The organism is Parafrankia discariae (genome assembly GCF_000373365.1).
Lineage (GTDB): Bacteria > Actinomycetota > Actinomycetes > Frankiales > Frankiaceae > Parafrankia > Parafrankia discariae.
This window is the reverse complement of the sequence record NZ_KB891210.1, coordinates 25439-38184: the sequence shown is the minus strand read 5'-3', so window position 1 is coordinate 38184 and position 12746 is coordinate 25439. Positions and strand designations below refer to the sequence as shown.

General features: G+C 73.9%; 10 protein-coding genes. 3 read left to right on the top strand and 7 right to left on the bottom strand.

Translation table 11 applies throughout. The features are described 5' to 3' along the window. Positions 1 to 10: 10 nt before the first annotated feature. On the bottom strand, positions 11 to 766 hold the full coding sequence (locus B056_RS0113805; RefSeq protein WP_018502460.1) for a class I SAM-dependent methyltransferase: 756 nt from the start codon (positions 764 to 766) through the stop codon (positions 11 to 13). A gap of 269 nt (positions 767 to 1035) precedes the next feature. On the opposite strand from B056_RS0113805, the gene B056_RS0113800 reads away from it, so the two are divergent. Beyond that, a complete protein-coding gene (locus B056_RS0113800; RefSeq protein WP_018502459.1) occupies positions 1036 to 2514 on the top strand; it encodes an AAA family ATPase in 1479 nt (492 codons plus the stop codon). An 88-nt stretch (positions 2515 to 2602) separates the two neighbouring features. Beyond that, positions 2603 to 4357: a sensor histidine kinase gene (locus tag B056_RS0113795; protein WP_018502458.1), complete on the top strand. Its 1755-nt coding sequence runs from the start codon at positions 2603 to 2605 to the stop codon at positions 4355 to 4357. Between the two features lie 106 nt (positions 4358 to 4463). On the opposite strand, the gene B056_RS0113790 is transcribed toward B056_RS0113795, so the two are convergent. The 5 genes from B056_RS0113790 to B056_RS0113770 form a co-directional block, all read right to left on the bottom strand. After that, positions 4464 to 4901 carry an SsgA family sporulation/cell division regulator gene (locus tag B056_RS0113790; protein ID WP_026239681.1) on the bottom strand — a complete coding sequence of 146 codons (438 nt, stop codon included), beginning with the start codon at positions 4899 to 4901 and terminating at the stop codon, positions 4464 to 4466. A 162-nt stretch (positions 4902 to 5063) separates the two neighbouring features. Then, the gene (gene mctP, locus B056_RS0113785) at positions 5064 to 6809 is read right to left on the bottom strand and encodes a monocarboxylate uptake permease MctP (RefSeq protein WP_018502456.1); all 1746 of its coding nucleotides are present in this window, start codon (positions 6807 to 6809) and stop codon (positions 5064 to 5066) included. After that, the gene (locus B056_RS36400; RefSeq protein ID WP_018502455.1) at positions 6806 to 7024 is read right to left on the bottom strand and encodes a DUF3311 domain-containing protein; all 219 of its coding nucleotides are present in this window, start codon (positions 7022 to 7024) and stop codon (positions 6806 to 6808) included. Before B056_RS36400 ends, mctP begins: the two co-directional genes overlap by 4 nt. A 337-nt stretch (positions 7025 to 7361) precedes the next feature. Then, on the bottom strand, positions 7362 to 7616 hold the full coding sequence (locus B056_RS42705; RefSeq protein WP_026239680.1) for a hypothetical protein: 255 nt from the start codon (positions 7614 to 7616) through the stop codon (positions 7362 to 7364). Between the two features lie 548 nt (positions 7617 to 8164). Beyond that, the gene (locus B056_RS0113770) at positions 8165 to 9040 is read right to left on the bottom strand and encodes an oxygenase MpaB family protein (protein ID WP_018502453.1); all 876 of its coding nucleotides are present in this window, start codon (positions 9038 to 9040) and stop codon (positions 8165 to 8167) included. Between the two features lie 169 nt (positions 9041 to 9209). On the opposite strand from B056_RS0113770, the gene B056_RS36395 reads away from it, so the two are divergent. Next, positions 9210 to 11321, top strand: a complete 2112-nt coding sequence (locus B056_RS36395; RefSeq protein ID WP_051105620.1) for an NAD-binding protein — start codon at positions 9210 to 9212, stop codon at positions 11319 to 11321. Positions 11322 to 11399: 78 nt separating this feature from the next. Here B056_RS36395 and B056_RS0113760 read toward each other — a convergent pair whose 3' ends face one another. Further along, positions 11400 to 12170, bottom strand: a complete 771-nt coding sequence (locus tag B056_RS0113760; RefSeq protein WP_018502451.1) for a thioesterase II family protein — start codon at positions 12168 to 12170, stop codon at positions 11400 to 11402. Between the last annotated feature and the right edge of the window lie 576 nt (positions 12171 to 12746).

Genomic DNA, 12746 nt, shown 5'->3' with positions numbered 1-12746 from the left:
CACTCGTGGTTCAGGCGGTCGCCTCGAAGGTCCACACGGCGGTGTCGGCTCGGGGCGGCCGGGCCGCCGTGTAGTCGGCGTGTACCGCGACGGAGCCGAACCCGGCTTCGTCGAGCAGGGCGGAGAACTCGTCCAGTTCCCACATCTGCAGGGTGAAGAGCTCGAGCTCGGTCTCGACGAGCCGGCGCTCGCGCCACAGCTCGTAGCGGCTCCAGTAGACGAGTTGGCGCTCGGCGGCGCGCACCTCCTCGACGGCGGTGAGCGTGAGAAGATCATCCCCGTGCCACCAGTGCCCGGGCGGGTGGGTCGCGGTGGACGGCCGCAGCGGTTCGACGTCCACGATGAGCCGCCCGCCCGGGCGCAGGCTCTCCCGGATGTTGCGCAGGGCGCGCAGCGCGTCGTCCCGGCCGAGGACCAGCGCGAAGGAGCCGGTGGGGACGATGACCGCGTCGAAGGTCCCGGGCTCGCGGAAGGTCACCATGTCGGCGACGAACAGGTCGGGGCGCACTCCATGGGCCGCGCAGTTCTCGCGGGCGATTCCGAGCATGTACTCGGACACGTCGTAGCCGCGCACCCGCAGCCCTGACCGGGTGAGCGGGATGATCAGCCGGCCGGTGCCGACCGCGGGCTCGAGGATCTCACCGGTCACGCCGTCCAGCAGCTCCGTGTAGAACTCGACGTCGCCGAAACTGGTGCCGATCGGTTTGTCGAGCTGGTAGACCAGCGAGCACAGCCGCCCGTACTGCCATGAGGATGTCGTCGGCACGCTGATTCCCCTCCTGGTTCGCTCCGAAAGGCCCGTGAGTGTCGTCCGGCGCCTCCGCGTCGACCTGGGCTCCGGACACCGCCGCTCACCTGCCCGCGGCCCGCCGGCCGCCGCCACCTGCGCGGTCACGCCTGACCCAACCCGGTCATCCGGACCACCGCCGGCGCGGGGCCGGGTGACCTTTCGCCCGTGGCGGGCCGACCTTCGGACGTCGGCAGCCCGACTCACGCACGCTGTGATCCCCATGCGTTGACCGGCAGTCTCGTGCAATGCGTGTGGCGATGACCGGCAGCGGGGTCCCCGTGGGTGCCGGGCAGGGTCTCGGCACGGTGCCGGGGCTGCCCGCCACTCTCACCGAGACGCTGACGTCGGTACTCATCTTCCTCGGCGACCGGGTCTACAAGATAAAGAAAACAGCCGATCTCGGGTTCCTGGACTTCCGCACCCGTGACGCACGTCTCGCCGCCTGTCAGGCCGAGGTCGACCTCAACCGCCGGCTGGCCCCGGACGTCTACCTGGGCGTCGCCGACATCTCCGGCCCCGACGGAACCGTGTTCGACCACATGGTCGTGATGCGGCGCCTGCCCGCCGACCGCCGGCTGTCCGCGCTGGTCACGGCCGGCAGCGACGTCACCGGCCCGCTGCGCGCCATCGCCCGGCTGCTCGCCGACTTCCACGCCCGCTGCTCGACGTCGGCGGAGATCACCGAGGCCGGGTCGGCCGCCACCCTGCGCAGCCTGTGGGACGAGGTCCTGCGCGGTGTCGAGCCCTACCTCGGGCCGGTGCTCGACACGACCACCATCGACACCGTCCGCCACCTGGCCGAGCGTTACATCGAGGGCCGCGAGCCGCTCCTGCGCGAACGGCAGCGCGACGGCCGCATCCGCGACGGCCACGGCGATCTGGTCGCCGACGACATCTACTGCCTCGACGACGGCCCGCGCATCCTCGACTGTCTGGAGTTCGACCGGCGGCTGCGGGTCGGCGACGTGCTGGCGGACGTCGCCTTCCTCGCGATGGACCTCGAGCGGCTCGGCCGGGCCGACCTCAGCCGCTTCCTGCTCGACCAGTACCGGGCCTACACGGCCGTCACCCATCCGCTGTCCCTGGAGAGCCTCTACATCGCGTACCGGGCGTTCGTGATGTGCCGGATCGCCTGCACCCAGTACGCGCAGGGCTCGGCGGCCGCCGCCGCGGAGGCCCGCGCACTGGCCTCGCTCGCGCTGGCGAGCCTGCGCCGCGGCCGGGTGCGGCTCGTCCTCGTGGGTGGCACGCCCGAGTCGGGGCGCTCCGCGCTGGCCGCCGACCTGGCCGAGGCCGAGGGCTGGACGGTGCTGCGGGCCGAGTCCGTCGCCCGCGAGCTGAACCACCTGCCGCGCACCGGCGATGCCGACGCGGGCGATGCGGGTGACGCGGTGTACTCCGAGCTGCTGCGGCGGGCCGGCACCGCCGTGGAGCGCGGCGAGTCGGTCGTCATCGACGCGTCCTGGGCCCGTCGCCACGACCGCCAGCGCGCCGCCGCGCTCGCCCGTGCCACCGCCACCGACCTCGTCCAGTTGCGCTGCGCGCCCCCGGAGCCGGCCCTGGCGGGCCGTTCCGTCGCGCAGGCCGGGCCGGGTTTCGACCGGTCCGCGCTGACCGGGCACGAGTACCCCTTCCACACCGACCCGTGGCCGGAGGCGAAGACGCTTGAACACGGACCCACGCCGACCGACATCCTCCGGACGGCGCGGCGGGCCACGCGGTGAACCGCCGGCCGCCCACCCGTCGCCGCCCGCCCGCCAGGCCGCCCCGGCGCCCGGCCAACCGCCCGCCCAGCCGGCCGCGAGCCCGGCCATGACGCCGTCCCCCGGACCCGGCGGCGACGGGCTGATGTTCCCCACCGTGGCCCGGCTGGAGCTCGACGACCTGCTGACCCAGCTCGTCGACCGTGCCCGTGACGTCCTCGCCACCCAGAGCCGGCTGCGCGGCCTGCTGCAGGCCAACCGGATCATCGCCACCGACCTGCGGCTGCCCGTCCTGCTCCGGCACATCGTCGAGGCCGCCACCGACCTGCTCGGCGCCCGCTACGGCGCGCTCGGCGTCATCGCGCCCGACCGCACACTCGAGGAGTTCGTGCACGTCGGGATGACCGACGCCGACGTAACCCGGATCCGCTACCTGCCCACCGGGCAGGGGATCCTCGGGCTGCTCATCGACGACCAGCGGCCGCGGCGCGTCGACGACATCGCCGACGACCCGAGCGCCTACGGGTTCCCGCCGGGGCATCCCCCGATGCGGACCTTCCTCGGTGTCCCGATCATGGTGCGTGGGGAGGTCTTCGGGAACCTGTACCTCACCGACAAGCACGATGACGCCCCGTTCACCGCGGAGGACGAGGAGCTCGCCCTGGCGCTGGCCGCCAACGCCGGGGTGGCCATCGAGAACGCGCGGCTCTACCACGAGTCGCAGCAGCGGCACCTGTGGATGACAGCCTCGGCCGAGATCACCCGGCTGTTCATGGCCGGGGCGCCCGACTCGTTCGGGATGCTGGCCCGCCGGGTGCTCGACGTCGCCGACGCGACCTTCGTCGCCCTCGCGCTGCGCGCCGAGGACGGGGACGGCGCCGGCCAGCACGCCCGCGTCGCCGTCGCGGTGACCGACCAGGACCACGATCAGGAACGAGACCAGGAACGGGATGCCGGCGGCGGGCGGGCGGGGCGGCGCATCCCCCTCGAACACACCCTGACCGGCCGGGTCCTCACCGAGCGGCAGGCCCTGCGGGTCGACAACGCCCAGCTCGACGCCCTGCCGGACGAGCGCACGGACCGCACCGGCCCGCTGATGGTCGTCCCCCTGGTCGCCGGGACGGACCAGTGTGACGGGGCGCTGCTCGTCGGCCGGGACCACGGAGCCCGGGCCTTCACCGACACCGACCTCGTCCTCGCCACCAGCTTCGCCGGCCACATCGCCATCGCGCTCGAGCTCGCCCACACCAAGGCCGACCAGGAGCGTCTGCTCGTCCTCGCCGACCGCGGGCGCATCGCCCGGGACCTGCACGACCACGTCATCCAGCGGCTGTTCGCCGTCGCGCTCGGCATGCAGGATCTCGCCCAGTACGAGAACCCGTCCAACGCCGACCGCATCACCGCCTACATCGAGAACATCGACGCCACCATCAAGGACATCCGCCGCACCATCTTCGAGCTCCGCAGCACCCACCCCACCCGCGGCGGACGCCTGCGCGGGGCGCTGGAGAAGATCTCCGAGGACATCCGGCCCGCGCTCGGCTTCAACCCCGTGATCACGCTGAGCGGCCCGCTCGACTCCCTCGTCGACGAGCGGCTCGCCGACCACCTGCTCGCGGTCGCCCGCGAGGCCCTCACCAACACCGCCCGGCACGCCCGCGCCACCACCGCCGAGCTCCGGCTCGCCGTGCAGGGCGACACCATCGCCCTCGACGCGGTCGACGACGGGGTCGGCATCGGCGACTCCACCCGGCGCAGCGGCCTGGACAACCTCCGCACCCGCGCCGAGATCGTCGGCGGCGCCTGCTCCGTCACCACGCCCCCCGGCGGCGGCACCCACCTCCGCTGGACGGCCCCGCTGTAGCCGGCGGGCCGGCAGCGGTCACGGCCGGCGGGCCGGTCGCGGCGCCAGGCTCACCACCGGACGTCCGGAGGCCGATCAGTCCAGACGTCCGGGTGCCACCGGCCGGTCAGCTGCGGCTGCGTCCTCGCAGCACCCGCAGCACCAGATCGCGCTCGACCACGGCGTCCTCCGCCGACGCGGGCAGCAGGTCGTAGGTGTGGCAGACGAAGTCACCGACCCGGTCCGCGGGCAGCTCGATCATCGCGTGTCCGCCGGGGCTGGAAAGCTCGACCAGCAGCACCCGACGGCGGTCCCGGACGATCGGGCGGACCCGGACGTCACCGAGCCCCGCGCAGCGGCGTGCCCCGTCGACGAAGAGCCGGCGCGCGAAAGTCCACACGACGGCTTTCTGATCGGTCACCCACATGCTCATGGTGATCGCGATCGGATCGGCCGGGTCGTACCTCAGGCTTGTCGGCAGCGGAACCCGCTCGCCGTTCTCGGCCAGGTACGTGGCGTTGAATTCCCATGTCACGGCGTCTGACACGATCGGACGGCGGCTCATCAGGCCCTCCCACCCCCGGCGGCTGTGTTGTGTGGAGACACACTCGTCACACGACTCTGTCGTTACAGAACGGTGTCATTTGGGAAAGCCCGCATCATCCGGCCTTGGTCGTCGGGGCGGAGTACCAACGACCCGGCGGCGCGGGACACCCCCGCGCCGGTCTCAGGCTGGTGGCCCGGCCGTCTCCCGCGCGGGGACCTGGGCGGGGGGCTGGGCGGGCACGCCGGCACCGCCGTCGGCGGGCACCGGCGCGCCGACGGCCCGCGTCGCGTCGGCGCCGACCTGCGTCGTGTCCGCGCCGGCGGGCACGCGCAGTGCCCGCAGCAGGCCGGTCAGCGCCACGGCGATCACGACGTTCAGGACGAACGCGGTCAGCGCGATGTAGGCCGTTCGGCCGAGTCCGGGGACCTCGGCGAGCGAGCTGCCAAAGTGCCGCGCGGTCGCGCCGCGCTGCGCGTGGGCCTCGAACGTGCCGTAGGCCATCCCGGCCAGCCAGCCGCCGAGCAGCGCCCAGCGGTGCAGCCACCGCGTCCACAGGCCGGCCACGATCGCCGGGAACGTCTGCAGGATCCAGACGCCGCCGAGCAGCTGCAGATTGATCGAGTTCTGCGTGTCCATCCCGAGGACGAAGACGAGCGCGCCGACCTTCACCAGCAGCGAGGCCGTCCTGGAGACCGAGGTCTCCTGAGCGGGCGTCGCGTCCGGCCGGAAGAACTCGACGTAGATGTTGCGGGTGAACAGGTTCGCCGCCGCGATCGACATGATCGCCGCCGGGACGAGCGCGCCGATCGCCACCGCGGCGAACGCGACACCCGTGAACCAGGCCGGGAACTGCTGGTCGAACAGCAGCGGGACGACCAGCCGCGGGTTGTCGGTCTTCACCCCCGAGGCGATCGCGGCGAAACCGAGCAGCGCCAGGAAGGCGAGCAGCAGGGAGTAGAGCGGCAGCGCCACCGTGTTGCGCCGGATGACGTCCTGGCTGCGCGTCGAGAGAATCCCGGTGATCGCGTGCGGGTACATGAACAATGCCATCGCGGAGCCGAGGGCCAGGGTCGCGTACGCGAGGAAGTCCGACGGGCCCGGGATGAACGCCGCCTTCGGCGGTCGGCCCGCCGCCGCCGCGGCCGCGTTCGCGGTGTCGAACTTCGCCTGGGCCGCGTCGAACACCGCGCCGTACCCGCCGAGCCGGTGCGGAATGTAGATCACCGCGACGAGCACCACGGCGTAGATCAGAACGTCCTTCACGAACGCGATGAGCGCCGGTGCCCGCAGTCCCGAGCGGTAGGTGTACGCGGCCAGCACCGTGAACGCGATGACGATCGGGATATCCCGGACGATCGGGTTGTCACCGCCGCTGCCGATCCCCATCGCCTCGAGGACGGCCTGCATGCCCACCAGTTGGAGGGCGATGTACGGCATCGTCGCGACGATGCCGGTCACGGCGACCGCCAGCGCGAGCGCCCGCGACCCGTACCGCCCGCGGACGAAGTCGGCCGGCGTGACGTACCCGTTCCGACTGGCGACGACCCACAGCCGCGGCATGATCACGAAGACGATCGGCCAGACCACGCTGGTGAACACCACGGCGAACCAGCCCGAGACGGCGCCCGTCGCGTACATCGCCCCGGGAACGGCGATGAACGTGTAGGCGGTGAAGATGTCGCCGCCGATGAGGAACCAGGCGACGAACGAGCCGAATCCGCGGCCACCGAGTCCCCACTCGTCGAGGTGGTCGAGGCTGTCGGCCCGCCGCCAGCGCGCCGCGCCGAACCCGATGACGGTGACCAGGACGAACAGCGCCAGGAAGACCGTGAACTCGACACCGTGGAACTCGGCGTGGAACGGCGCGGCGTGGAACGGCGGCGGGTCACCGGGCGGGAGCCACCCGGTGCCGGGACCGGGGCTCATCGGACGTCCGGTCGGACCGCGGCGCGCCGCAGAAGCCAGGTGGCGCCGGCCAGGCTCGCCGCGCCCGCGACGACCCACAGCAGCGTGTACCAGTAGAAGAACGGGAAGCCCCACACCCGCGGCTCGACGCGCGCGTAGGTCCCCACCAGCATCAGCGCCACCACCTGGGCGGAGAGCAGCACCGTGACCGCCGCCCGGACGAGGCCACGCGGCAACGGGCGTCCAGGGGACGGGCCCGCGGGCACGGGCCGGGGCGGCGATGGGGGCGGGGGCGGGGGCGGAGGGGGGTCAGTCGACGGGGAACGCACTCGGATTCCTCCCACCGGGACGCGGACGCCGTACCCCGCCGGGCGACGTCGCCAGGCACCACCGACACCACGCACCACTCAATGAAGTCGAGTGGTCACCCTATGGGGTCATAGTCGCCGCCAGGCGCCCCACGTGGCGCGTGTCGGCACACGTCAGGCCGGCCCGCGCCCGGTCCGCCGGTCGCCCCGTCGAGTCGCCCGCGGCACCGCTCCCCCGCCCCCGCGTACCCGCGCACCCGCCGACTCAGCGGTCTTCCCCGGCCCAGCGGCGGTCCTCCTCGTCCCACCGCTCGTTGCGCCGGTCCAGCCCGTCGCGCCAGTTCTCGGCCTCGGCCGCGCTCGGATAGGGACCCAGCCGGCGGTGTCCCGGGGCGTCCGGCGGGTTCTCCACGCGCCCGTGCTCCAGGCACCACCACCATCCGGACGGATTCCACGACGAACTGTCCGCCTGGTCGTGGTCACGTCGCGCGGACGCCGACCGGCGCAGCCAACTCAACATGGTCGATCACCTACCCATCCCGCCATGATCGATCACACGCTCCCCACCGGAGGCTGCCGCGTGATCGCGCGCCGGGACGCCTCCGGCAGGAGGAACGTCCAAGCGAGTTGGCTCAGCCGCCCGATACACCGCTCACACAACACGCTTCGGCGAAGTCCCCCGGCGGGCCCGGCGGCGGCGGCCGCGGTGGTCGGTCGGTCGGTGCCGGTGGCCCAGATCGTCTTTTCTCGACGCGGGTGCCGGCGGCTGGCCGCGTACTTCTCACGACGGCGTCCGCGGTCCCGCACGGTGGGTCAGCGGCCGCCGGACGGCGGGTGCCTGCCGCGTCGAGACGTGGCGGGCCCACGGCGATGCGTGCCGGGCCGGCCCGGGTGGCCACCCGGCCGGGCGCGCGGGCGCCGGATGCCGGCCGGGTGGGCAGGCGCGCCAGTGAGGGGGGCGCGCCTGCTCCCTCCGGTACGTCGGCCCGACCGGCCGTGGGCGAGGCGCGGCCGTGCGCGAGGCAGCCGACCAGGGCAGCCGGCCAGGCCGTGGGCGAGGCAGCCGGCCTAGGCGGCTGGGTCGGTGGCGCTGGCCCGGGAGGCCGTGGCCCAGCGGATGCTGGAGACCACGCTGTGCCCGGCGATCCGTCCCCAGGTGGCTTCGGTCGCCGGGAGGTAGGGCAGGCGCAGCGGCCAGCGGGTCCAGGCGGGCATCAGCCCGACGGCCGCGCCGGCGAGCGCGCTGTAGGGAACCCGGGCGGCCAGCGGCAGCGGCGCTCGCAGCAGCAGGTAGCGTGCCGCGCCGCGGGCCTGCGGGGTCCCCCGCAGCTCGGGCCGGAACGCGGCGAGCTGCTCGGCGAGCTCGGCCCTGCTCCGCGGCGGATCCGGCACGCCGAGCCGGCTGGCGATCAGGCTGGCGTCGGCGACGTAGTCGTCGCATTCGGACGGGCTCAGCGGCGCCGCCCCGTAACGCTGGTGGGCGGCCAGGAAGCTGTCGATCTCGGCGACGTGCACCCAGTGCAGCAGGTGCGGGTCCCCCGCCGAGTAGGGGCGGCCGTCCGCGGCGACGCCCTGGACCCGCCGGTGCACGCCGCGCACCCGGTCCACCGCCCGCTCGGCTTCGTGGACCGGGCCGAACGTGGTGACCGCCAGGAAGAAGCTCGTCCGCTGGAGCCGGCCCCACGGGTCCGCCCGGTAGTCCGAGTGCTCGGCGACGCCGGCCATCGCGAGCGGGTGCAGCGACTGGAGGAGCAGGGCCCGCAGGCCGCCGACGAACATGGCCGCGTCGGCGTGCACCCGGCGGATCGGCCGGTCCTCGCCGAACCAGCGCTCGCCGGGGGCCTCGAAGATCTGCTCGCGCCGCCGCGGTCCGCTCGTACCCGCCACCCGGGAGAACACCTCCCCGGCGAGCCGGGTGCGCAGAGCTTCCGCGTCGATCCGCATCCTGGGCAGCGCCACCGTCCCATCATGCGCCCGAGCAACCGCGGGCGGACCAACCGGCCGGAATCGGCCTGCCCGGGAACGCGCCGGGAACGCACCGGAGACGCCCAGGGGACGTGCCCGGGAGTGGCCCGGGGACGTGCCGGGGACCGCGGTCCCGCATGCTTCAAGGATGCGCAGTGGGGTTGCCGGACCTGCGACGATCGCCGGCCATGTGATCGTGTGCGGCCTGAACGACCTGGGCCTGAGCGTCGTCGAGCAGCTCGACGCCGCCGGGGTACGCGCCGTGGTCGTCGACGAGCGTGACGCGCCGGGCCTGCACCGGCGGCTCGAGCGGTGGGGCGTCGCCCTGGTCCGGGAGAGCGCCCGGACGCCGGAGTCCCTGCGTGAGGCCGGTCTCGACACCGCGCTGGCCGTGGTGGCCTGCCACGAGACCGACCTGGAGAACCTGCAGATCGCCCTGGTGGCGGTCAACGCCGCGCCACGGATCCGGATCGTCGCCGGCATCGGCAACCGCCAGCTCGGCGACCAGCTCCGGGACGCGCTCACCCAGGTCCGGGTGCGCAGCGTCGGCGAGCTGGCCGGCCCGGGCTTCGTCGAGGCCTGCGTGCGCTCCGCGGTGATCCACGCGTTTCCGCTGGACGAGCCGGCCGGGGCCGGGGAGATCTTCGCCGTCGTCGACGAACCGGTCACCAGCCGGGCGCCCTTCCGGGCGCTCTACGGCGACCTGACGCCCATCTCGCTGCGCCGGGCGGGCGAGCGGCTGGCCGAGGTGTGCCCGCCACGGGACGTCCCGCTGGCCCCCGGTGACCGCCTCACCCTGCTGGGCCGGCTCGGCGAGCTCCGCGCGCGTGGGATGGCGGTCGACGAGGTGCACGACGCCCGCACCTTCGCGTCCCTGGTCGCCGCCGCCCAGGAGGACTCCGGCTCCGACACCCGCGGCGGCGACGGCGACTACCGCGAGGGGGCGTCGGACCTCCCCGGCCGCGCACGGCGCGTGCCGGCCCGGCTGCGGGCGCTGCTGGCGACGGTGCGCGGCGAGCTCGACCGGCCGTTCCGCCGGGCCCTCACGGTCGTCGCGACCCTCATGGTGATCAGCACTGTCGTGCTGACGCTGACCTACGAGGACAACAACCCCGGCGCGCCGGCGAACTTCGACGCGCTCGACGCGCTGTACCTGACGGTCGAGACCATGGTCACGGTCGGCTACGGCGACTACAACTTCGGCGCCGCGGACGGCTGGCTGCAGGCCTTCGGTATCGCCCTGATGCTGCTCGGCGCCCTGTCCATCGCCGTCGTCTACGCGTTCATCACGAACGTCATCATCAGCCGCCGGCTGGAACGGGCGCTGGGACGCGGCCGGGCGGACGCCGTCCGCGGGCACGTGATCCTCTGCGGGCTCGGCTCGGTGGGCGTGGCCACGATGGAGGGCCTGCTGCGGGCCGGGCGACGGATCGTGGTCATCGAACGGGACGAGAACAACCGGTTCCTGCCGGTGGCCCGCGAGCGCGGCGTCCCGGTGGTGATCGGCGACGCGACGGTACAGGCGACGCTGCTGGAGGCCGGGCTCGCGCACGCGACCACGATCGCGGCGGTGACCAGCGACGGCCTGGCCAACCTGGAGACCATCCTTTCAGCCCGGGAGACTCACTCGGAGCTGCGCCGCGCCCACGCCGCCCGGCGGGCCGCGCGGGCCGCCGCCCAGGGCGCCGGCGGCCGGGCGTACCACGGCGGGCGCCACGATCCCGCCCCGCCCGCCGATGGTGGGCCGGAGGCGGCGCTGCGCGTCGTCCTGCGGGTCTTCGACGCCACCATGGCCGACGAGTTCGAGCGTCGCTTCGGGATCCACACCGCCCGCAGCGCGTCCACGCTGGCGACGCCGTACTTCGTCGCCGCCGCGCTCGGCCACGAGGTGATCAGCGCCTTCTACGTGGAGCGGACGCCGTTCCTGGTCGCGCGGATGACGGTCCGCCCTGGCGGGGGGCTGGCCGGGCCCACCCTCGGCGAGCTGGCCACCGGAACCCGCGTCCTGGCCGTGACCAGGCACAACGGCCACCGCGGCGGCCTCCACGGCGGGCCCGGCGACGGCTTTCGGGACGGCCTCGCAGACGGCCTCGGGGACGGCACAGCCCACGGCCCGGAGGCGAGTTCCCCGGACTACCGCCCCGGCCGGCACACCAAGCTGCGGCCCGGGGACGAGCTGCTCGTGGTCGGTCCCGTCACCCAGATCGTGGACATGGTCCGGCGCAACCAGTTGACCCGGCACACCTCGGCCCAGAGCTGACGCCGCTGGCGGTCACGGCCCGCCCGCCCGCCGGCAGGCACGGGCGCTGGCAGCACGGGCGCTGGCAGGCACAGCCGCTCAGGCCAGGGGGATGCCGGCGCCGAGCAGCCCGGTGCGGACACGCTCGGCCACGGCCTCGATCTGCGTCGAGAGGTAGAAGTGCCCGCCGGGCAGCACGGCCAGGTCGAAACCACCCGTCGTGTGCTCGGCCCAGGCCGCCGCCTCCGCCTCGGTCACGGCCGTGTCGCTGTCACCGATCGTCACCCGCAGCTCCGCGGCCACCGTGGCACCGGGCGCGCAGCGGTAGGTCTCGATGGCCTGGTAGTCGGCCCGCGTCGCGGGCAGGATCAGGTCGATCAGCTCCGGGTCCGCGAGGACCCGCCGGTCGGTGCCGCCCAGCTTCGCGATCGAGTCCAGGACGGCCGCGTCATCCCCCTGGTGGACGGTGCCGGGCCGGCTCCTGGACGGGGCGGCCCGGCCGGACGGGAACACGATCGACGGAACAGGTGCCCCCGGCGTGGCCTCCAGCCGGCGGGTCACCTCGAACGCCACGATCGAGCCCATGCTGTGCCCGAACAGGGCCAACGGCCGGTCGGTGAGCGGACCCAGCACCGCCGCGATCTCGTCGGCGAGCGGGTCGATGCTGGTGTGCGGGGCCTCGGCCAGCCGGTCCTGCCGGCCCGGGTACTGGACGGCGCAGACCTCGGCGACATCCGCCAGCGCCGCGGCCAGCGGGTGGAAGAACGTGGACGCTCCACCGGCGTGCGGGAAGCACACGAGCCGGGGGCCCGTCTCGCTGCCGCGGGGGAACCGCCGCAGCCAGCGGTCGATGTCGCTGGTCAAGGTCACCACCGTCTGGCCGGGACAGGGACGGGAACAGAGCGGACCGTTTCCGGACCCACCACTTCCATCAGACCATGCCCACCCGGTCTCCGGCCACCGGCCTCCCGACGTCCGGCTGACGTCCCGGCTGACGTCCCGGCTGACGTCCCGGTCGCGAGGACACCCCGTCCTGGGACGCGCTCGCCGACCGAACCCCGACCCGGCTGGCTCGCCGAGGTGGTCCCCCGACTGGCAGCCGTCGAGTGCGGCCACGGCGCCGGCCCGGTGCCCCGACCGTCGGCGGGCCTCGATCTGACGGCGGTGGGGGCCCGGTCCGTTTCTGGTGCTGGGCTACTCGCCGTTTGGTTTCTTTCTCGCCGTTTCAGACAGCATTTCCGGCGAAGTTCGCTCTGCAAGGGCGAGAAGGATGCCAAACGGCAAGCAGACCACCCTGACGTTCGAGGGTTTTGTCCGATAGATCCGCAGCGGGATGACCTCTGGACGTCGGCAGCCTTTGCCAGCCGGGCCGCGGACCCGGGCCGCGGAGCCGGACCCGGACCCGGAGCCGTGGATCGGATGTTCCCGTGACGGGCGGAGGCACCA